Consider the following 19,022-nt stretch of genomic DNA (forward strand, 5'->3'; position numbering starts at 1 on the left):
ACCCGATCCTCAGAAGCCGGTGCTGTAGCGCAACGCGGCCTGCCGCGCATCATTGCCACCCACGCGCTGGTCGAAGCCCAGGCTCAGGCGTCCATTGCGGCCCCACCACGATTCCAGCGCCACACCGAACAGCGCACTGCCGCGCGGCGCATCCCAGCCGGCCAGTGGCGCCCAGGCATCGACGCCGACGAAACTGGCCTGCCAGTCCGCGTCGCGTCCATCCAAGCGCTGCTGCCATTCGGCGTGACCACGCAGGGTCCAGCGTCCCCACCCGCGTTCACCACGCAGGCCGGCCAGCATCTGGCTGCGTTGCACGCGGTTGGCATCACCGCGCAGGCCGAAGCCGAACCCGCCCAGCTCGTTGAACGCATCAGTATCGACGCGGGTGCTGCTGGCCCCCAGATACGGCGTCAACGATGCCCCTGCGCGACCGAAGCGATAACCGCCTTCGACACTGGCACTGCTGAAACGGCCGCCGTAGCGTGCAGACACGCCATACGCGCCAGCGCCCAGCAGCAGCTGGCGGTCCAGCGCGCGGGTGAACTGGCCGCTGCCGAACTGGGCCAGCGCGTAACCACGCCCGAGGTTCCAGCCGGCATACAGCTGCGCCTGTGCCTGCCGGTCGCGGCCGCGATCACCACCGAAGCTGCTGCCACCGTTGCTGCGGGTCTCGCCGAAGGCCACGCCCATCAAGCCGTTGCTGCCCAGCGGCAGATCCTGGCCCGCCATCCAGCCACGGCTGTCGGCGGTATTGCCGGCGAAGCTGCCCTGCCCGGCCTCGCCCAGCGCGCTCTGCCAGGTGCCGCGCAGCCGCGGTGCCGCCTGCACGCGATCGAAGCGCTCGGCGATCGCGCGCCGCGACATGTCGATGCTGTCGAACGTCGCCGCCTCGGCCCGCGCATGCGCCTGCCCGGACAGGCTCTGCAGGCTGTCGGCGAGACCCTGCTGGCCACCGCCGGTCCACTGCAGCGCAGCGGCTGCCGCACCGAACTGCGATCCCTGCAGGCCGGGATTGCCATCGAGCACAGCGAATGCGCCTTGCACGCGCTGCGCGGCCGCCTGCGCCGAGGCACTCAGTCCACTGGCCGCGGCAGTGACGCTGACCTGGGTCAGGTTCAACCAGGCGTTGTTGCTGTCATAGCCATAAGTGGATGACACCAGGGAGAGTCCCTGCAGACCGGTAGACGTGGCCGGGGTGCTGAAGGTGCCGCTCAGGCTGCCCGCCGCATGGATCAGATCCTGGCGGGTGCCGTTCTGCGGCACGTAGCCGGTGACCATGCCGTGCACGCGTACGCCGCCGTCGATCTTCGCGTTGCCGGTGACCTGCAGCGCATTGGCGCCGAGAGCGATCATCAGCTGCGCACCGGCCTGCTGGGTGTAATTGCCCTCGATGGTGCCGGTGGTATTAGCGGTGGTGAGGAACACACTGCTGCCGTTGGTCACGTCCCCGATCACCCGTGGCGTGCCACCGTTGAACTGCAGCCCAGTGGAGTCCGGATCGGGCTGGCCGAGAATGGTCACGTTGGAGCGGATGACGCCGCCGTTCTGCAGCGACAGGATGCCGCGCTCGATGCGGGTGGCGCCGGCATAGCTGTTGTTGCCGACCAGCACCAGCTTGCCGCCGCCCTGCTTGACCAGGCCACCGCCGCCGGTGATGTCATTGCTCCAGATCGAATTGGTCGAGCCCGCATCCACGTTGGCGACCACATCACCCCAGTCGAAGCGGCCGGGACCGTTGATCGCACGACCGATGTCGAGCAGACCGTAGCCAAACACCGGGTCCACGCCGGGCGCGCCGATGTCCTTGGCGGTGCCCAGCAGGGTCTGCCGTACAAGGTTGTTGTCGAAGTATGGGAAGCGCTGCCAGACCAGTGCGGCAGCGCCGGAAATCAATGGCGCCGCGAACGAGGTGCCGTAGTTCCAGTAGTAGCTGCCGCCACCGGCATCGGGATAGACCGCGCTGCCCGGTGCCGCCAGGCAATAGCGTGCGGCCTGCCCACAGGCATTGGCGTAGCTGGCCAGAGTACCGGGCGCATAGGGATCCACGGCGGTGGCTACCAGCCAGCCGCGCTCCAGATCGGCCGCGGGCAGTGAACCGGCCACGCCCTTCTGGCTGGGCAGCGCGGCCAGGCTGCTCGGCTCGCTGCGACCATCGTTGCCAGCGGCGAACACCACCAGGCCACCGTGACTGATCACGAACGGCCGGTACTCGGCAGCCACCTGCGCAGTGGTCGGCAGGTCGGTCCAGTACAGGCCGCCCCATGAGTTGTTCATCACCTTCACGTTGTAGCTGATCAGGTCCTGGTGGACCTGGGCCACGCCCAGCGGGCCGCTGAAGGAATTGCCCTGGCCACTGCCGTCATCGGTCGGTGGCTTGTCGGAAATGATCCGTGCCGACACGATCTGGGCGCCCGGCGCGATCCCCCCCGGCCACGACCCCACCGCTGCGCCGGCGGCCAGGCTGGCCACCGCGGTGCCATGGCCGACCACGTCGTCAACGCCCAGATTGTTCCTTGCCGGATCAATGTAGTTGAAGTTGGCCAGCACCCGTCCATTCAGCGCCACCGCATTGCGCTGCACGCCCGAGTCAACGATACCGATGCGCACACCCTGGCCAGTCAGTCCGGCGGCCTGTGCGGCACGCGCGTTGGTGACTGCCAGATGCGCATCGAAGGTCGGCTCCTGCGGTTTGGCCGGCGGCGGCGTGGTCGGTGGCGGCGTGGTCGGTGGCGGCACGGGGGGAGCAGGCGGATCGATGCGCACATTGCTGCCGCCACCACCTCCACCACAAGCGGTCAGCGCCAGCGCCAGCGCGGTTGCCAGGACAGACCTCATCATCGTCGTGCGTTCCATCGATTCCTTCCCATGAACGTTGGCCTGCCTTGATCCTGGCAGGCATGCGGCGGCGCCCAGCGGCGGCCCTCCCCGACCCTCTATACTTGGGCCGACCCCCACGCAGTCTGCCGGGAAACCGGGACGCTTCCAACGGCCCCCGGTCTCCTTTCCGAACATTGCTTACGCATCAACGAGATTGCCATGTCCAACATCGTCATCGCCGCCGCCAAGCGCACCGCCATCGGCTCCTTCCTCGGCCAGTTCACCGGTGTGCCGACCCCGACCCTCGGCGCGGCCGCCATCGCCGCCGCCCTGGAGCAGTCGGGTGTCCCGGCCAGCGACGTTTCTGAAGTCCTGATGGGCTGCGTGCTGCCGGCCAACCTCGGCCAGGCGCCCGCCCGCCAGGCCGCGATCGCTGCCGGCATCCCGCTGTCGGTCGGTGCCACCACCCTCAACAAGGTATGCGGCTCGGGCATGAAGACCATCATGCTCGGCCATGACCTGATCAAGGCCGGTTCGGCCCGCATCGTCGTCGCCGGCGGCATGGAATCGATGTCCAACGCGCCGCACATGCTGCCCAACTCGCGCACCGGTAACCGCTTCGGCAACTTCCAGGCGGTCGATCACATGGCCCACGATGGGCTGGTCAACGCATACGACGGCAAGGCGATGGGTGAGTTCGCCGAATGTGCGGTGGACAAGTACCAGTTCAGCCGCGAAGAGCAGGACGCCTACGCCATTGAATCGGTCAAGCGCGCGCAGGCCGCACAGGCCAACGGTGCGTTCGCCGATGAAATCGTCGCGGTGAAGGTCGCCACCCGCAAGGGCGAGGTTGAGGTCGCCACCGACGAGCAGCCGGGCCGTTCGGACATCGCCAAGATCCCGACCCTGCGTCCGGCCTTCAAGAAGGACGGCAGCGTGACCGCCGCCAGCTCCTCCAGCATCTCCGATGGCGCTGCTGCAGTGGTCCTGTTGACTGAGGAAGACGCCGCGGCGCGCGGCATCACGCCGCTGGCCCGCATCGTCGGCCACGCGACCCATTCGCAGGAACCGGAGTGGTTCACCACCGCCCCGATCGGCGCGCTGCACACGCTGCTGGACAAGACCGGCTGGTCGCTGGACCAGGTCGACCTGTTCGAAATCAACGAGGCTTTTGCCGTGGTCGCAATGGCGCCGATGCGCGAACTGGGCATCCCGCACGACAAGCTCAACGTGAATGGCGGTGCCTGCGCTTTGGGCCATCCCATCGGTGCCTCCGGCGCACGCCTGGTGGTGACCCTGGTCAACGCCCTGCGCACGCGCGGTGGCAAGCGCGGCATTGCCACCCTGTGCATCGGCGGCGGCGAAGCAACCGCAATCGCCATCGAATTGATTTAAAAAGATTTAACGATGATTTCGCAAAAATGAATGCGGGATCGCTTGACACCCAATCTTGGCTTGTCATCATGTTGTCGGCGCGCAGCATGCGCGTTGCCTAATTCTAACGACGAGGATTTACACAATGAGCATCAACAAGCTGCTGGTCGCGATGTCCCTGGCTCTGGCCCTGGCCGCCTGCTCGAAGCAGGAAGCTGCCCAGGACGCCGCTGCTTCGGCCAACGAAGCCGCCACCGAAGCCCAGGCTGCTGCCGACCAGGCCGCCGCTGCTGGCGCCCAGACCGCCGACGCTGCCCAGCAGGCCGCTGACACCGCCGCCACCGCTGCTGACGCTTCGGTTGACGCTGCTGCCCAGGCTGGCGCTGCTGCCACCGACGCCGCTGCCGGCGCCGCTGCTGACGCTGCCAAGGCTGCTGAAGGCACCGCTGAGAAGGCCAAGGACGCTGCTGAAGAAGCCAAGAAGTAATAACTTCTTTCTTCACGCTGTTCTGGAAAAGCCGCTGGTTCGCCAGCGGCTTTTTCTTTTCCCGAATGCGCGCGACTGAGCCGCTGCATCGCGACCCCGTCTTCACAACGGCATGAATAGGCTGGCGTCCCCATCCATTGCAGTACCGGAGACCGCCATGAAGATTCGTCCGATCACCACCACCCTGCTGGCCGCCTCCCTGCTGCTGGCCCTGGCCGCCTGCAAGGGCCCGGAAGCCGAACAGGCCAAGCAGGACGCACAGCAGGCCGCCGACAGCGCTGGCGCTGCCGCCCGCGACGCCGTCGACAAGGCTGCGGCTGCCACCCGCGAAGCCGCCGACAAGACCGCCGCCGCCTCCGAGCAGGCCGCCGCCGATACCCAGCAGGCGCTGGACAAGGCAGCAGACGCTACCGCCAACGCTGCCGACAAGGCCAAGGACGCTGCAACCGACGCCGCCGCACACGCCAGCGACGCCACCGCCAACGCCGCGCAGAAGGTTGCCGACAAGGCCCGCGATGTCGCCAACGACGCGAAGACCAACGCGGCCAAGGAAGAAGCCAAGCACTAAAGGTTCGTTCGCCAAGCATCGGCTCGGCGCCACAGGAAAAGCCGCGGCATTGCCGCGGCTTTTCTGCTTTTCGCTCTCTGCTCTTTCTGTTGCTTCCGTGGTGGACGCGTACGGAAAGCGTCCTCGGACGCGCGGGTAGGTTGCGCAGGGGCGTGAGCCGCATGGGCCCGAGGCATGCCTCGGGCGGGTTGGGCAGGACGCCCAACCCCGGTCTTGCCGTGTGCGCAGGACTGCGTACACGAGCAAGCGGCGACCGAGCTACAAGGACGTATTCACGGCGCCCCCTGCGCGACCTACCCGCGCGGCCCACCCATCAGTATCAGCGCCCACCACGAGGGGCTCCGCCGTTGGCCGCCCCTAAGGCAGCGCGCGTGCCAGCATCGCCGACAGATCCAGCCCCATCGGCAGCGTCCCGAACGCCAGCCCGTGATCCCCTTCCAACCGGCTGCGTACGAATGCCTCCGCCATCGGGCTGCGCGCACGCAGCAGCAGCGCGGCCTGCAGCAGCAGCGCAGTGCGCTCGCAGAACAGCCGCGCCTGCGACTCGTCCGGCGGCGCCGCCGCTGCCCAGCGCTGCAATGCCGCTGCATAGCGCGCATCCCGGTCGGCCACCGACGCCAGTTCCGTGCGCAGCGCCTCCAGCGCCTCCGGCTCACGCGCCAACGCGCGCAGTACGTCCAGGCACTGGATGTTGCCGCTGCCCTCCCAGATCGAATTCAACGGCGCCTGCCGGTACAAGCGCGGCAGCATCGACTCTTCCACATAGCCCGCGCCACCCAGGCATTCCTGCGCCTCGTTGACGAAGCCCGCCGCACGCTTGCAGACCCAGTACTTGCCCAGCGCCGTACCCACCCGCGCCAGCGCCGCCTCATTGGCGTCCACACCGGCACGGTCCACTGCACGCGCGATGCGCATCGACAGCACCGTGGCCGCCTCCGACTCCAGCGCCAGGTCGGCCAGCACGTTGGCCATCAGCGGGTGCTCCACCAGCAGCTTGCCGAACGTGCGCCGATGGCGTGCATGGTGCAGCGCCTGCGACAAGGCCATGCGCATCTCCGCCGCCGCGCCCAGCATGCAGTCCAGGCGGGTCATCATCACCATGCCGATGATGGTGGCCACGCCGCGCCCCTCCTCGCCCACGCGCCATGCCTGCGCACCGCAGAACTCGACCTCGCTGGACGCGTTGGCCCAGTCACCGAGCTTGTCCTTCAGCCGCATCAACCGGAACGCATTGCGGTCGCCATCGGCCAGCCGGCGCGGCATCAGCAGGCAGGTCAATCCCCCCGGCGCTTGTGCCAGCACCAGGAAGCCATCGCACATCGGTGCCGAAAAGAACCACTTGTGGCCAACCAGCCGGTAACGCTCGCCATCGATCGGTTCGGCCCGCGTGCTGTTGGCACGCACATCCGAACCGCCCTGCTTCTCGGTCATGCCCATGCCGAGGGTAATGCCGGCCTTGTCCGTTGCCGGTACATCGCGCGGGTCGTAGACCGGCGCGGCGGCCTTGCGCGCCCACTCGGCCAGGTGCGGCTGCGACTGCAGCACCGCCACCGCTGCGTGGGTCATGGTCAGTGGGCAACTGGTGCCGGCCTCGGCCTGGTGGTGCAGGTAGCTCAGCGCCGCCCGCGCGACATGTGCGCCGGGCTGTGGCTCGTGCCAGGACAATCCAGCGACGCCGTGCGACTTCGCCGTACCCATCAGCTGGTGATAGGCCGGATGGAACTCCACCGTATCGATGCGGTGGCCCTGCGCATCGTGCGTGCGCAGGCGCGGGCGATCGCGGTTGGCATCGAAGCCGAGCCGGTACAGCTCATCACCGGCCAGCGCGCCGTACACCGCCAACCGCGGCGCGAAGCTGCCGGCGCCTTCGCGTTGCACCGCCTCCATCAACGCCACATCGTCGGTCCACAGCTGGCGGCCGGCAAACGGGGGTGGCTGGTTGAGCACCACATGGGTTTCGAAGGGCGCATTGCTGCTGAAGCTCGGTCCACTCATCCGGTCCATCCTGGCGGCAAGAAGTGTGCGTCCCGATTGTGCCGCATCGCCCGCCAAGCCCGCGTTCAGGCCGATTCTCACCCCGTGCACGAAGCGCGCGCCACAGTGATCGCATGGCAGGCAACGACGATCTGGTGGTACTGCGCCCGGAAGGGCTGTACTGCGCCGCGGGTGATTTCCATATCGATCCCTGGCGGCCGGTGCCGCGCGCGGTCATCACCCATGGCCATGGCGACCACGCCCGCCCGGGCATGGGCGAATACCACTGCAGCAAAGGCAGCCTGCCGATCCTGCGCTGGCGGCTCGGTGATGTACCGGTGCAGGCGCATGCCGAAGGTGTGCCCTTCCAGCTCGGCCGGGTGCAGGTGTCGCTGCATCCGGCCGGCCATGTACTCGGTTCGTCGCAGGTGCGCATCGATGACGGCGAGCAGGTCTGGGTAGCCTCCGGCGATTACAAGCGCCAGCCTGATCCCACCTGCACGCCGTTCGAAGTGGTGCGCTGCGATACCTTCATCACCGAGGCCACCTTTGCCTTGCCGATCTATCGCTGGCCGGACACCCCCGCAGTCGCTGCAGAGATCGTCGCCTGGCGCCGCGAATGCGAGCAGCGCGGCGAGGCCGCGATCCTGCTCTGCTATGCCCTCGGCAAGGCGCAGCGGGTGCTGGCTGAACTGCTGCCGCTGGATGATCGCCCGGTTTGGCTGCACGGCGCCATCGCCAATGGCGTGGCGGTCTACCGGCAGGCCGGCGTACCGATGCTGGAGACGCTCGCCGTGGCCGAACAGGGCCGCCAGCCGGACGCGGCGGGCCAGTTGATCCTCGCCCCGCCCTCGGCCGCGGGCACACCATGGATGCGCCGCTTCGGCCGCCACCAGCTGGGTTTCGCCTCGGGCTGGATGCAACTGCGTGGCAACCGTCGTCGCCGCAATGTCGATCGCGGTTTCGTCATTTCCGACCACGCCGATTGGCCCGCACTGCTGCAGACCATCGAACAGACCGGCGCGCAGCGGGTAATCGCCACCCATGGCAATACCGACGCATTGATTCCCTACCTGCGCGAGCGCGGCGTGGCTGCCGAAGCCTTCCGTACCGATTTCGGGAGCGAGGAATGAAGGCCTTCGCCGCGCTCTACCAGCGCCTGGACCGCAGCACCGCGACACTGGACAAGCGTGCGGCGCTGGTCGACTACTTCCGCCATGCACGTGCGCATGATGCGGCGTGGGCGCTGTACCTGCTCAGCGGCGGCAAGGTAGGCGGCGCACGCCGCAAGATCGCCGCCAGTGGCGAACTGCGCGCCTGGATTGCCGAAGAATCGGCGCTGCCACCGTGGCTGGTCGAAGACAGCTATGCCCAGGTCGGAGACCTGGCCGAGACACTGACCCTGCTGCTGGATGATCCAGCGCAGCCTTCGCTCGACCGGCCATTGGCCGAATGGATCGAACAGCACCTCCTGGCGGTGGCCAACCAGCCCGAACCGGTACGCCGCGAGGCGGTGGTCTCGGGCTGGCAGCAGCTGTGCAGCCGCGAACGCCTGGTGTTCAACAAACTGCTCACCGGCGCCCTGCGCGTGGGTGTTTCGCAGCGTCTGGTGCAGCAGGCGCTGGCCGAATGGTCCGGCCTGGACATCGCGCGCATCGCCCAGCGCATGCTCGGCGCCTGGGTGCCCTCACCCGGGCTGCTGGGCCAGCTGTTGTCGCCGGACGAGCTGCCACTGGACCGGCAACAGCCCTACCCGTTCTTCCTCGCCTCGCCACTGGAAGGCACTCCCGGCGATCGCCTCGGTCCCGTCGACGACTGGCTGCTGGAATGGAAATGGGATGGCATCCGCCTGCAACTGCTGCGCCGGCGTGGCGAAGTGGCACTGTGGTCACGCGGCGAGGAACGCCTGGACGGCCGCTTCCCCGAGATCGAACAGGCGGCGATGAGCCTCCCCGATGGCTGCGTACTGGACGGCGAGCTGCTGGCCTGGGATGAGGCCACCGGCCTGCCGCGCGCCTTCACCGCGCTGCAGACCCGCATCCAACGGCGCAAGCCCGGTACGGCGACGTTGCGCAACACACCGGTACGGGTGCTGGCCTACGACCTGCTTGAACAGGAGGGCGCGGATCTGCGCGGACTGCCGTTGCAGCAACGGCGCATGCGCCTCGCCGAAGTCATCGGCGCACTGGGCGACACGCGTATCCAGCTCTCGCCCGAAGTTCCCGCCGATGACTGGTCGCAGGCTGCAGCACTGCGGGAAGCAGCACGCGAGCGTGGTGTCGAAGGATTGATGGTGAAGCGGCGCGCATCGGCTTACCAGTCCGGACGACGACGCGGCGACTGGTGGAAATGGAAAGTCGATCCACTCACCATCGATGCCGTGCTGTTGTACGCGCAGGCTGGACACGGGCGGCGCAGCACGCTGTACACCGACTACACCTTCGGGGTATGGGACGGCGACACGCTGGTGCCGGTAGCCAAGGCCTATTCGGGTCTGGACGACAAGGAGATCCTGGCTCTCGATCGCTGGATCCGCGCCAACACGCGCGAGCGCTTCGGGCCTGTGCGCAGCGTGCGCGCCGAACAGGTATTCGAACTCGGGTTCGAAGCGGTCAACCGCAGCAGCCGGCACAAGTCCGGGATCGCCGTGCGTTTTCCGCGCATCCTGCGCTGGCGGCACGACAAACCGGCCAGTGAGGCCGACCAGCTGGCCAGCCTGCAGGCGCTGGCGCGATGACCCGCAGCCAGGCGCTGCGCCGGCTGGAAGACTGGTTCGCGACGCGAGGCTGGCGCTCACTGCCGTTCCAGCGCGCGATGTGGCGGCATTACCTGGCAGGAGAATCCGGCCTGCTGCACACACCCACCGGCAGCGGCAAGACGCTGGCGATGTTCGGCGGCCCCTTGCTGCAGGCGATGATCGATCCGCAGCCGGCTCCCCGCCGCGCCAGTGCGGTGCGTCCGCTGCAGGTGCTGTGGGTCACGCCTTTGCGCGCATTGGCCAGCGATACCGCCCACGCACTGCAGACCGTGGTCGATGGACTGGGACTGGGCTGGCGCGTCGGGCTGCGCAGTGGCGACGCCAGCAGCCGCGAACGCCGACAGGCACGCGAGGGTCGCGTCGATGTGCTGGTGACTACGCCGGAATCATTGGCGCTGCTGCTGAGCTATCCGGATACGCTGCCGCGCATGCGCCAGCTGCGCTGCGTGGTGGTGGACGAATGGCATGAACTGCTGGGCAACAAGCGCGGCGTGCTGCTGCAGTTGGACCTGGCGGTGCTGCGCGACGCCGCCCCCGCGCTGCAGCTGTGGGGGCTGTCGGCCACGCTGGGCAATCTTGCCCAGGCGCGCGACGTGCTGCTGCCCGACCGTCCGGACGCACCGATCGTGCAAGGCGTCCGCCCGCGCCCGATCACGGTACGCAGCCTGCTGCCCGAACCAGGAGAACGTTTTCCGTGGGCCGGGCATCTTGGCCTTGCACAGCTGCCGCGTGTGCTGGACGCGCTGATGCAGGCGCGCAGCAGCCTGTTATTCACCAACACCCGCGCGCAGGCCGAACTGTGGCACCAGGCGTTGGCCGCGGTCTGGCCGGAAGATCCACACACGTTGGCGCTGCACCACGGCTCGCTGGATCCGGTGCTGCGCCAGCAGGTCGAGGAAGGACTGCGCGCCGGCGCATTGCGCTGCGTGGTCGCCACGTCCAGCCTCGACCTTGGCGTGGATTTTCCAGAGGTCGAACAGGTGCTGCAGCTCGGCAGCCCTAAGGGCGTGGCACGCCTGCGCCAACGCGCAGGCCGCGCGCGCCATCGTCCCGGTGCCAGCGGCACCGTCCTGTGCATTCCCAGCCACGCGCTGGAACTGGCCGAGTACGCAGCCGTGCGCCGCGCGTTGCGTGAAGGCGTGGTCGAAGCACGGCGACCGCCGACACTGTCGCTGGATGTACTGGCCCAGCATGCGGTCAGCCGCGCGCTCGCCGGCGGCTTCGACAGCGATGCGTTGCTGGCGCAGGTACGTCGCACCCATGCCTTCGCCGCGCTTGCTGATGATCAGTGGCAGGCGGTGCTGACATTCATCGTGCAGGGCGGCCAGGCGTTGGCCCAGTACCCCGATTTCCACAAGGTCGTGCAGGACGCCGATGGCCACTACCGAATGCATGATCGCCGCCAGGCGCTGCGCCACCGGTTGTCAATCGGCACCATCAGCAGCGATGGCAGCGTTCGCGTGCAGTTCCTGCGCGGCGGAGGCCTGGGCGCGGTGGAGGAACAGTTCGCCAGCCGTCTGCGCCGCGGTGATCGTTTCCAGTTCGCGGGCCGCCTGCTTGAGCTGGTGCAGCTGCGCGACATGACCGCCTTCGTGCGGCTGGCGCGCGGAGCTGGCGACGGCGTTGTGCCGCGCTGGCAGGGTGGCCAACTGCCGTTGTCGATGGCGCTCGGGCACGAACTGGAAGCGGTCCTGTCAGGGGCCGACGCGAGTGCCGAATCACGCTGGCTGGCACCGCTGCTGGCACTGCAGGAGCAACTGTCCGCACTTCCGGGGCAGGACCGCCTGCTGGTGGAGGAGGTGCGGCGCCGCGAGGGCCAGTTCCTGTTCGTGTTTCCGTTTGCCGGCCGTCACGTTCACGAGGCACTGGCCGCACTGCTGGCACTGCGCATCACGCGCCGGCAGCGCAACAGCATCGGCTATGCGGTGAACGACCACGGCCTGGTGCTGGCACCGGCACAGGCGGTCGATCTGGACGCGCAGCAGTGGCTGGCCCTGTTCACCACCGATCAACTGCTCGATGACCTGCGTGCAGCGGTGAACCTCGGTGAGCTGGCGCGTCGGCAGTTCCGCGGCATCGCGCGCGTGGCCGGCCTGCTGGTGCCGAGCCTGCCAGGCGGCATGCCGCGTTCGCTGCGCCAGCTGCAGGCCTCGGCGGGCCTGCTGTACGACGTGCTGCGCGAGCACGATCCCGACCATCTGCTGCTGGCATTGGCCGAACACGAAGTGTTGCACGACAGCCTGGACCTTCCCGGACTGCAGCAGGTACTGGCGAGGATCGGCACGAAGTCCCTTTTGGTGCAGCGCCCTTCATCACTCACGCCTTTGGGGTTCCCGCTGTGGGCCGAGCGGCTGCGCGGGCAGTTCAGCAACGAAGACTGGCGGACCCGCGTGCAGCGCGCCGCACACCAGCTGGAACGCCGCCATGGCCGATGAACTTCCGCTACTGCTGGCCGGCGAGCCGATGATTATTGCCGGCACGCGCGCACTGTACTGGCCAGCGCGGCAGGCGCTGCTGATCGCCGACCTGCACCTGGGCAAGGCTGATGTGTTCCGCCGCGCGGGAATCGCGCTGCCGAGCGGCGGCACTTCGGAAGACCTGCAACGACTGCAGGTGTTGCTGGACGAGCATGCCTGTCGCGAACTGTGGATTCTCGGCGACATCCTGCATGGGCCAGCGCATCGCGCAGCGTGGTACCAGCAGTGGCTGGGCTGGCGCGAACGGAATGCCGGGCTGGAGGTGCATGTGCTGCGCGGCAATCACGACCGTCAGCTGCCGCATGCCCAACTGCAGGTGCAGATCCACGAGGAAGCGCGACTGCCGCCATTCCTGCTCCGCCATGAACCAACACCGGATGCGGCGTTGCACGTGATCGCGGGGCATCTGCATCCGCAGGTTGCATTGCCTTCGCTGCGCCGGCGCTTTCCCGCCTTCTGGCTGCGCGAGCGGATCACGGTCCTGCCCGCGTTCTCCGCGTTCACCGCTGGCATCGTTCCTGCACCGGCACGCGGCGAGCGCATGCTGGCCTGCGTGGAAGGCAGCCTGGTGCAACTGCCAGCGCCATGACTCAGGCCGGGCGGATGTCCAGCTCCGGCATCACGCGGAAATCCGGCGTGTCATCGTCACGCCGCCGCGGCAGTGCCCGGATCGCCGCAAGCATCTCCTGCGCACAGGCGCGGATACGCGCGTGATGCTCCTGCGATGCGTGGCTGATCAGGCTGCCGACATGGAACTCGAACACGTCCTCCAGTACGTCGGGCTGGTCCTCGTGCAGCATCTGCAGCAGACCGCGCAGCTTGCAGATTTCCGATTCCAGCTCTTCGACCGCGAACAACATGGCGTCCTCCTCTTCAACATCGGGCGGCACATCCGGGCCGCAACAGGCTGCAACGGCAGGACCGCCCGGGCCACGCGCGATGTTGATCACGGAAAGGAAAACGGGCGACGCGACGTTTGCGTGCTCCCTTCTTGTCGCATATCCGCAGTGAGGCAACCGTTAATTCACGTGACGACGCGGCTTCACGCGAGTGCTTTTGCCGTGCTGATGCGGTGTGGCTCGGCAACATCGGCCAGTGCATCGATGAAGGCGGGATCGAGTGCCAGCGAACCGAACCAGCCGTGCTGGGTGCCGCTGAGCACACGCAGCATGTGCCCACGGCCACCGGGCAGGCGCCCCATCGGTCCCAGCAGCACGTCGCGTGCCTTCGCCCACACATCACGATCGGATTGGAACAGCGGCGTCAGCCAGCGGCTCCAGCGCTGGTATACGGCCACGTGCGCTCGCCGCTGCGCCTGGTAGGCCTGCAGCGCGATCGCACCGCCGCCGTGCGCGCGCAGCGCATCACGCAGCGCCAACGCATCCAGCAGCGCCATGTTCACGCCCTGCCCCAGTTGCGGGCTCATCGCATGCGCGGCGTCACCGGCCAGCACCATCCGGCCGTGATGCCAGCGCGTCATCACCGCATCGCGATAGACCGCGCGCGCCAGCTGTCCGGCGCCCTGCAGATGCGCGAAGCGCGCACTGGCCTGCGGCCACAGCGTGTGCAGTTCATCCAGCCAGGGGGCCATGCCATCGGCCTGCCAGCGTTCGAAGTCGGCGCGTGGCAGGCTCCAGAAAAAGCTCAGCCGCGGCGTGTCGTCGCCCGGGCGGGTACCCACCGGCAGCAGCCCGATCATCTTGCGCGCAGCCACATAGCGCTGGCGCAGCTCCTGTAGATGCGGCCAATCTTCGGCCGGCAACAGGCACCACAGCGCGCCCCACGGATACACACGATCCAGCCCGGCGCCCTCCTCGATGGTGCCGCGCAGCGAAGACGCTGCGCCATCGGCAGCGATGACCAGATCGAACGGGCCGTGCTGACGCCCTTCGCTGTCGCGCAGGCGGCCGTGCTCGGCATCCACCTCGACGATGGTCGTTCCGGCATGCAACTGGCCCGCGCCGGCGCGGGCTTCATCCAGCAGCGAGAACAATGCCCCGCGCTGCATCCCCAGGCCATGCAGGCGCGCGTCCAGGCCGTCGTAGCGCATGTCCATCACCGCACGCTCGCAGGGCGTATCGCCATACAGGCGATGTACCGGTGCGGCATGCGCACGCACGGCCTCGAGCAGGCCCATCTGCCACAGCACCTGCAGGCCGCTGGGCTGCAGCAGGAAGCCGGCCCCGACCGGCCCGGGCGTGGGCACACGCTCGAAGATCTCCACCTCGTGGCCGTCACGGGTGAGCAGGATGGCCAATGCCTGGCCAGCGGTGCCGTAACCAATCACGGCGATGCGCAGTCGTTCCGTCATGCCCGCATTGTGCCCGAGCCGGGCCGATGGCGAACGGGTCGCAGGCGGCAATGCAAAAAAAACCCCGCCGAAGCGGGGTTTTCAACGCACTGTCGAGTGGATCACTCGGCCGGCGTGATGTTCGAAGCCTGGGCACCCTTCGGGCCCTGGGTCACGTCATAGGTGACACGCTGGCCTTCCTGCAGGCTGCGGAAGCCCTTGGAGTTGATGGCGGAGAAGTGCGCGAACACGTCGGCGCTGCCATCCTCCGGCGAGATGAAGCCAAATCCCTTGGCGTCGTTGAACCACTTGACGGTACCGTTCGGCATGGTGATGCGAGACCTTATGCAATGAATGGGTGGTGTACGCTGAACCCGCGCACAAGCTGAGTATGCAAAGCTTGCTCAGCGAAGACAATCACCCCCGTGCCAATTCGCCCACCAGTTCCGGAAGTCCGTTGCTGGCCGCCTGCACGTTGGCCAGCACTTCGGCCATCGTGATCTCCTCGCCGTCCCCACAGCCGGCAGCCCAGTTGGCGATGATCGCCAGGCAGGCGTAATCAAGCCCCAGCTCCCGTGCCAGCGCGGCTTCCGGCATACCGGTCATGCCCACCAGGTCGCAGCCATCGCGGCGCATGCGGGCGATTTCGGCGATGGTTTCCAGGCGCGGGCCCTGCGTCGCGCCGTAGCAGCCACCGTCATGGACCGTGACACCGGTCACTTTGGCCGCCGCCAGGATCTTGCTGCGCAGCATCGGCGTGTACGGATGGCCGAAATCGACGTGGAGCACGTCGCTGCCCTCTTCTTCACAGAGGGTGCTGATGCGGCCCCAGGTGTAGTCGATGATCTGGTCCGGGCAAGCCAGCACGCGCGGACCGAAGTCGTCGCCGATGCCACCCACCGTGTTCAACGCAAGCACCCGCTGCGCACCGATCTGCTGCAATGCGGCCAGGTTGGCGCGATAGTTGATCTTGTGCGGCGGCAGCGAATGGCCCTCGCCATGCCGTGCCAGGAACGCTACGCGATGGCCGAGCAGCGTGCCCACGCGTACCGGGCCGGAGGGACGACCGAAACGCGTGTCGACCTCATGGGTCTGCACGTCGTCGAGCTTGGCCAGGTTGTAGACACCGGTACCGCCGATCACGGCAAGGGCGATCTGTTGCATTCGAAGCACTCCATGAAAAGACGAACGCCGGCACCCGAGGATGCCGGCGGTGGAAGAAGACACGCCGCGGGCGGCTGCGCCGTTATTCCTTCATCGCGTAGATGGCCGGCACGCAGCGCAGGGTTTCGTTGACGTCCATGCCGAAGCCGAACACGTAGCGGTCCGGCAGTTCGATACCGGCGTAGTCGGCAACCACGTCCGGCAGCGCGCGGTCATGCTGCTTCACGGTCATCGCGGCGATGCGCACGTCGGTCGCGCCCTGCTCCAGGCACCAGGTACGCACGCCCTGCAGGGTGTAGCCTTCGTCGAGGATGTCGTCGACCAGCAACACGCGGCGGCCGAACAGCGAGGTGGCCGGCTTGTGCTTCCAGACCAGGTCGCCGCCAGTGGTTTCACCGCGGTAGCGGGTCGCGTGCAGGTAATCAAACTGCACGTCCTGGCCGCGCGCGCCCAGTTCCAGCGCCAGCTGGCCGGCAAACGGCAGCGCGCCGTGCATGATGGACAGGAACAGCGGCACCTCGCCCATGTAATCGCGCGCGATGGCGTCGGCGATACCAGCGATGGCCTTGTCGATGGTGGGGCGGTCGACCAGCAGGTCAGCCTGGGCCAGGGCCTGGGAAATGGTGAGGTTGGGCATCAGACGGTTCTTCCAAGGGTTTCAAGCAAATGGGATTGGGTGTCACCATGGCGGGCATCGGCCAACAGGCCGTCCCAACCAAGCGCGCCGCGACCGAGCAGGCCCAGCAGCGCAGCAGTATTCAGGGAGCGTCCCTGCACCGCATGCAGGGCTTCATCGACCAGTTCCGGATGGCAGACCAGCACCACGTCGCAGCCGGCATCCAGGTGCGCATGCACGCGTGCCGGCACACCACCGGCACTGTGCGAAGCGGCCATGCCGATGTCGTCGGAGAACACTACGCCGCGGAAGCCGAGCTCGCCACGCAGGATGTCCTGGATCCAACGCGGCGAGTAGCCAGCGGGTTCCGGTGCCACCTGCGGATAGATCACGTGCGCCATCATCACCGCGTCAGCGCCTGCGGCGATGCCGGCCTTGAACGGCACCAGGTCCTGCGCGCGCAGCTCGTCCAGCGCGCGCGGATCGATCGCGGTATCGACGTGGGTATCTTCCAGCACGGTGCCGTGGCCGGGGAAATGCTTGAGCGTGGCGGCCATGCCGACCGCGTGCATGCCACGCACGTACGCTGCGGTGAACGCCGCCACCACGTGCGGGTCTTCACTGAAGGCACGGTTGCCGATGGCGCGGTTGCCACGACCAAGGTCGACCACCGGCGCAAAGCTGAGGTCCAGGCCGCTGGCACGCACTTCGCTGGCCATCAGCCAGGCATGCTGTTCGGCCAGGGCCAGCGCCTGCTGCGGATCGGTGGCGTACAGCGCACCGATGTCCTGCAGCGGCGGCAGCTCGCTGTAGCCTTCGCGGAAACGCTGCACACGGCCGCCTTCCTGGTCCACGCAGATCAGCTGCGGGCGCGGGGCGGCGGCACGGATCGCCGCGCTCAGATCGGTCACCTGCTGGCGCGAGGCGAAGTTGCGCTTGAACAGCACCACCCCGGCCACGGCATCGTGCTGCAGCCAGTCACGCTCCTGGGCAGTCAGTTCGGTGCCGGCAACGCCGATCAGCAGCATGGTCGATCTCCACAACGCGCGCCCGCATGGCGCAGTGCCGCATTGTCGCAGAACCGGCCGACAGGCGCAGTGGTCAGAAAAGGGGACGGAGGGGATTAAGTCGCAATCGGCCCCTACGGGCTGGATACGTCTTAATTCCCTCCGTCCCCTTTTGGGGTGCGCTCAGACCTTGCAGCCGTCCGGGCCGCAGGCCTCGTCTCCGTCAGCCGAAGCTGCCGGAGCGCCCTGTTCGGCAGCGATCTGGCGCAGCGCGTTGGCGAAGGCCTCCGGCGGCTGTGCCCCGGAAATGGCCCACTTTCCATCGATGACGAAGGTCGGCACCGAGGAAATGCCCAGCGCATGGGCCTGCGCCAGCTTGGCTTCGACCTCGGCCAGGCCGCGGTCGGAGGCCAGCATCTGCGCGATTTCACCAGCGTCGAGGCCGCCAGCCACGCCGGCCTTGATCAGCACCGAGGGGTCCGCCAGGTTCTGGCCATGCTCGAAGTGGGCGCGGAACAGCGCTTCGCCGACCGCATCCTGCACGCCGTGCTGGCCGGCCAGCCACAGCACCCGGTGCGCCGGCAGCGTGGTCACCCGCACCTGGCCCTGGCCGAAATCCATCGGCAGGCCTTCTGCACGCGCAGTGGTCTGGGTCTGGCCGAGGATCTGCTCGGTGCGCTCGACACCACCGAACTTGCGCACGTAGGCCTCGCGCAGCGGGACCGGGGTAGCGTCCGCGTCCGGGTCCAGCTGGAACGGCTGCCAATGGATGTCGAGTTCAGGCGCGTCCGCGCCCAGCAACTGCACGCCCTGCTGGAAACGATGCTTGCCAATCCAGCACCACGGGCAGACCACGTCGGAGTAGATGTCGATTCTCATCCTTTCCACATGGGGGCCGACACCCTCGATAAAAGGGGACGGAGGGGATTAAGTCGCTTTCCGCACAGATGGGGTAAAGGCGGCTTAATCCCCTCCGTCCCCTTTTCAGGGTTCACCACTGTGAATAGGGGTGGTTGGCGAGCGCGACGTTGTAGTAGCGGGCGTCGTCGGTGACTTCGTTACCAACCCAGTCCGGCAGGTCGATAGCCTGGTCAGCGCTGTCCAGCTCAACCTCAGCCACCACCAGGCCGGCGTTGTCGCCGAGGAACTCGTCCACTTCCCAGGTCAGGCCGGCGTATTCGACCAGATGGCGGCGCTTGTCGATCAGGCCACCCACGCACAGCGCCAGCAGTGCGCGGGCATCGTCCACCGGGATCGGATAGTCGAACTCCTGGCGGGTGTGGCCGATGGTGCGCGACTTCAGGTTCAGCGCGGCATGGTCGCCTTCGATGCGCACGCGCACCGAGGCGTTCTGTGTGCCGCGATCGAGCGCGCCCAGGTCGTTGATGTACCCCTGCGCCATCGGGATGACCCGGTGCGCGGCGGCGCGCCAGCCCTCGCTGCTGACGAGGAATTTGCGTTCGATTTCGATGCCCATCGCGCCATTATGC

The 19,022-nt window shown here is 67.7% G+C and carries 17 protein-coding genes; 7 read left to right on the forward strand and 10 right to left on the reverse strand.

What is annotated here, in order from left to right; genetic code table 11:
- Positions 1-9 precede the first annotated feature (9 nt).
- Complete coding sequence (locus V9K93_RS16900) at positions 10-2,853, reverse strand: S8 family serine peptidase (RefSeq protein ID WP_337302909.1); 2,844 nt, start codon at positions 2,851-2,853, stop codon at positions 10-12.
- A 183-nt stretch (positions 2,854-3,036) separates the two neighbouring features.
- On the opposite strand from V9K93_RS16900, the gene V9K93_RS16905 reads away from it, so the two are divergent.
- The 3 genes from V9K93_RS16905 to V9K93_RS16915 all read left to right on the forward strand — a co-directional run bounded on the left by V9K93_RS16905 (position 3,037) and on the right by V9K93_RS16915 (position 5,246).
- Positions 3,037-4,212: a thiolase family protein gene (locus V9K93_RS16905; protein ID WP_012511797.1), complete on the forward strand. Its 1,176-nt coding sequence runs from the start codon at positions 3,037-3,039 to the stop codon at positions 4,210-4,212.
- A gap of 124 nt (positions 4,213-4,336) precedes the next feature.
- Positions 4,337-4,678 carry a hypothetical protein gene (locus V9K93_RS16910; protein ID WP_004153024.1) on the forward strand — a complete coding sequence of 114 codons (342 nt, stop codon included), beginning with the start codon at positions 4,337-4,339 and terminating at the stop codon, positions 4,676-4,678.
- A gap of 157 nt (positions 4,679-4,835) precedes the next feature.
- The gene (locus V9K93_RS16915; RefSeq protein WP_046985815.1) at positions 4,836-5,246 is read left to right on the forward strand and encodes a hypothetical protein; all 411 of its coding nucleotides are present in this window, start codon (positions 4,836-4,838) and stop codon (positions 5,244-5,246) included.
- A 357-nt stretch (positions 5,247-5,603) separates the two neighbouring features.
- Here the strand turns inward: V9K93_RS16915 and V9K93_RS16920 are convergent, their stop codons facing one another.
- Positions 5,604-7,241 carry an acyl-CoA dehydrogenase family protein gene (locus V9K93_RS16920; protein ID WP_295382097.1) on the reverse strand — a complete coding sequence of 546 codons (1,638 nt, stop codon included), beginning with the start codon at positions 7,239-7,241 and terminating at the stop codon, positions 5,604-5,606.
- Positions 7,242-7,354: 113 nt separating this feature from the next.
- Here V9K93_RS16920 and V9K93_RS16925 point away from each other — a divergent pair, with 113 nt between their 5' ends.
- Genes V9K93_RS16925 through pdeM form a run of 4 tightly spaced genes read left to right on the forward strand, consistent with a single transcriptional unit; the run spans position 7,355 to position 13,044 of the window.
- Positions 7,355-8,353 carry a ligase-associated DNA damage response exonuclease gene (locus V9K93_RS16925; RefSeq protein WP_046985813.1) on the forward strand — a complete coding sequence of 333 codons (999 nt, stop codon included), beginning with the start codon at positions 7,355-7,357 and terminating at the stop codon, positions 8,351-8,353.
- Positions 8,350-9,957, forward strand: a complete 1,608-nt coding sequence (locus V9K93_RS16930; protein WP_136639576.1) for an ATP-dependent DNA ligase — start codon at positions 8,350-8,352, stop codon at positions 9,955-9,957. Before V9K93_RS16925 ends, V9K93_RS16930 begins: the two co-directional genes overlap by 4 nt.
- Entirely contained in the window at positions 9,954-12,413 is a 2,460-nt protein-coding gene (locus tag V9K93_RS16935) for a ligase-associated DNA damage response DEXH box helicase (protein WP_337302910.1), read from the forward strand. The genes V9K93_RS16930 and V9K93_RS16935 overlap by 4 nt, the downstream gene beginning before the upstream one ends.
- Positions 12,403-13,044 (forward strand): ligase-associated DNA damage response endonuclease PdeM, encoded by a 642-nt coding sequence (pdeM, locus tag V9K93_RS16940; RefSeq protein ID WP_046985810.1) that lies wholly within the window; start codon positions 12,403-12,405, stop codon positions 13,042-13,044. The genes V9K93_RS16935 and pdeM overlap by 11 nt, the downstream gene beginning before the upstream one ends.
- Position 13,045: 1 nt before the next feature.
- Here pdeM and V9K93_RS16945 read toward each other — a convergent pair whose 3' ends face one another.
- The 8 genes from V9K93_RS16945 to V9K93_RS16980 all read right to left on the reverse strand — a co-directional run bounded on the left by V9K93_RS16945 (position 13,046) and on the right by V9K93_RS16980 (position 19,009).
- Positions 13,046-13,315, reverse strand: coding sequence for a hypothetical protein (locus V9K93_RS16945; protein WP_046985809.1), 270 nt, complete (start codon positions 13,313-13,315; stop codon positions 13,046-13,048).
- A 182-nt stretch (positions 13,316-13,497) separates the two neighbouring features.
- Positions 13,498-14,766, reverse strand: a complete 1,269-nt coding sequence (locus V9K93_RS16950) for an FAD-dependent oxidoreductase (RefSeq protein ID WP_337302911.1) — start codon at positions 14,764-14,766, stop codon at positions 13,498-13,500.
- A 101-nt stretch (positions 14,767-14,867) separates the two neighbouring features.
- Positions 14,868-15,074, reverse strand: a complete 207-nt coding sequence (locus V9K93_RS16955; protein ID WP_005410590.1) for a cold-shock protein — start codon at positions 15,072-15,074, stop codon at positions 14,868-14,870.
- An 88-nt stretch (positions 15,075-15,162) separates the two neighbouring features.
- Complete coding sequence (locus tag V9K93_RS16960; protein ID WP_046985807.1) at positions 15,163-15,909, reverse strand: S-methyl-5'-thioinosine phosphorylase; 747 nt, start codon at positions 15,907-15,909, stop codon at positions 15,163-15,165.
- Between the two features lie 82 nt (positions 15,910-15,991).
- The gene (locus V9K93_RS16965; protein ID WP_337302912.1) at positions 15,992-16,546 is read right to left on the reverse strand and encodes a hypoxanthine-guanine phosphoribosyltransferase; all 555 of its coding nucleotides are present in this window, start codon (positions 16,544-16,546) and stop codon (positions 15,992-15,994) included.
- Positions 16,546-17,553: a beta-N-acetylhexosaminidase gene (gene nagZ / locus V9K93_RS16970; RefSeq protein WP_337302913.1), complete on the reverse strand. Its 1,008-nt coding sequence runs from the start codon at positions 17,551-17,553 to the stop codon at positions 16,546-16,548. Before nagZ ends, V9K93_RS16965 begins: the two co-directional genes overlap by 1 nt.
- Before the next feature lie 162 nt (positions 17,554-17,715).
- Positions 17,716-18,411, reverse strand: a complete 696-nt coding sequence (locus tag V9K93_RS16975) for a DsbA family oxidoreductase (RefSeq protein WP_012511804.1) — start codon at positions 18,409-18,411, stop codon at positions 17,716-17,718.
- A gap of 112 nt (positions 18,412-18,523) precedes the next feature.
- Positions 18,524-19,009, reverse strand: coding sequence for a CYTH domain-containing protein (locus V9K93_RS16980; RefSeq protein WP_046985805.1), 486 nt, complete (start codon positions 19,007-19,009; stop codon positions 18,524-18,526).
- Between the last annotated feature and the right edge of the window lie 13 nt (positions 19,010-19,022).

The organism is Stenotrophomonas sp. CCNWLW162, assembly GCF_037203745.1.
Classification (GTDB): Bacteria; Pseudomonadota; Gammaproteobacteria; order Xanthomonadales; family Xanthomonadaceae; genus Stenotrophomonas; species Stenotrophomonas maltophilia_AQ.

Bases quoted from the DNA above. Each gene is read 5' to 3' on its own strand.
- V9K93_RS16955 (WP_005410590.1), bottom strand. From the start codon at position 15,074: ATGCCGAACGGTACCGTCAAGTGGTTCAACGACGCCAAGGGATTTGGC.
- V9K93_RS16910 (WP_004153024.1), top strand. From the start codon at position 4,337: ATGAGCATCAACAAGCTGCTGGTCGCGATGTCCCTGGCTCTGGCCCTG.
- V9K93_RS16950 (WP_337302911.1), bottom strand. From the start codon at position 14,766: ATGACGGAACGACTGCGCATCGCCGTGATTGGTTACGGCACCGCTGGC.
- V9K93_RS16935 (WP_337302910.1), top strand. From the start codon at position 9,954: ATGACCCGCAGCCAGGCGCTGCGCCGGCTGGAAGACTGGTTCGCGACG.
- V9K93_RS16925 (WP_046985813.1), top strand. From the start codon at position 7,355: ATGGCAGGCAACGACGATCTGGTGGTACTGCGCCCGGAAGGGCTGTAC.
- V9K93_RS16915 (WP_046985815.1), top strand. From the start codon at position 4,836: ATGAAGATTCGTCCGATCACCACCACCCTGCTGGCCGCCTCCCTGCTG.
- V9K93_RS16900 (WP_337302909.1), bottom strand. From the start codon at position 2,853: ATGGAACGCACGACGATGATGAGGTCTGTCCTGGCAACCGCGCTGGCG.
- V9K93_RS16905 (WP_012511797.1), top strand. From the start codon at position 3,037: ATGTCCAACATCGTCATCGCCGCCGCCAAGCGCACCGCCATCGGCTCC.
- pdeM (WP_046985810.1), top strand. From the start codon at position 12,403: ATGGCCGATGAACTTCCGCTACTGCTGGCCGGCGAGCCGATGATTATT.
- V9K93_RS16920 (WP_295382097.1), bottom strand. From the start codon at position 7,241: ATGAGTGGACCGAGCTTCAGCAGCAATGCGCCCTTCGAAACCCATGTG.
- V9K93_RS16980 (WP_046985805.1), bottom strand. From the start codon at position 19,009: ATGGGCATCGAAATCGAACGCAAATTCCTCGTCAGCAGCGAGGGCTGG.
- V9K93_RS16945 (WP_046985809.1), bottom strand. From the start codon at position 13,315: ATGTTGTTCGCGGTCGAAGAGCTGGAATCGGAAATCTGCAAGCTGCGC.
- V9K93_RS16960 (WP_046985807.1), bottom strand. From the start codon at position 15,909: ATGCAACAGATCGCCCTTGCCGTGATCGGCGGTACCGGTGTCTACAAC.
- V9K93_RS16975 (WP_012511804.1), bottom strand. From the start codon at position 18,411: ATGAGAATCGACATCTACTCCGACGTGGTCTGCCCGTGGTGCTGGATT.
- V9K93_RS16965 (WP_337302912.1), bottom strand. From the start codon at position 16,546: ATGCCCAACCTCACCATTTCCCAGGCCCTGGCCCAGGCTGACCTGCTG.
- nagZ (WP_337302913.1), bottom strand. From the start codon at position 17,553: ATGCTGCTGATCGGCGTTGCCGGCACCGAACTGACTGCCCAGGAGCGT.
- V9K93_RS16930 (WP_136639576.1), top strand. From the start codon at position 8,350: ATGAAGGCCTTCGCCGCGCTCTACCAGCGCCTGGACCGCAGCACCGCG.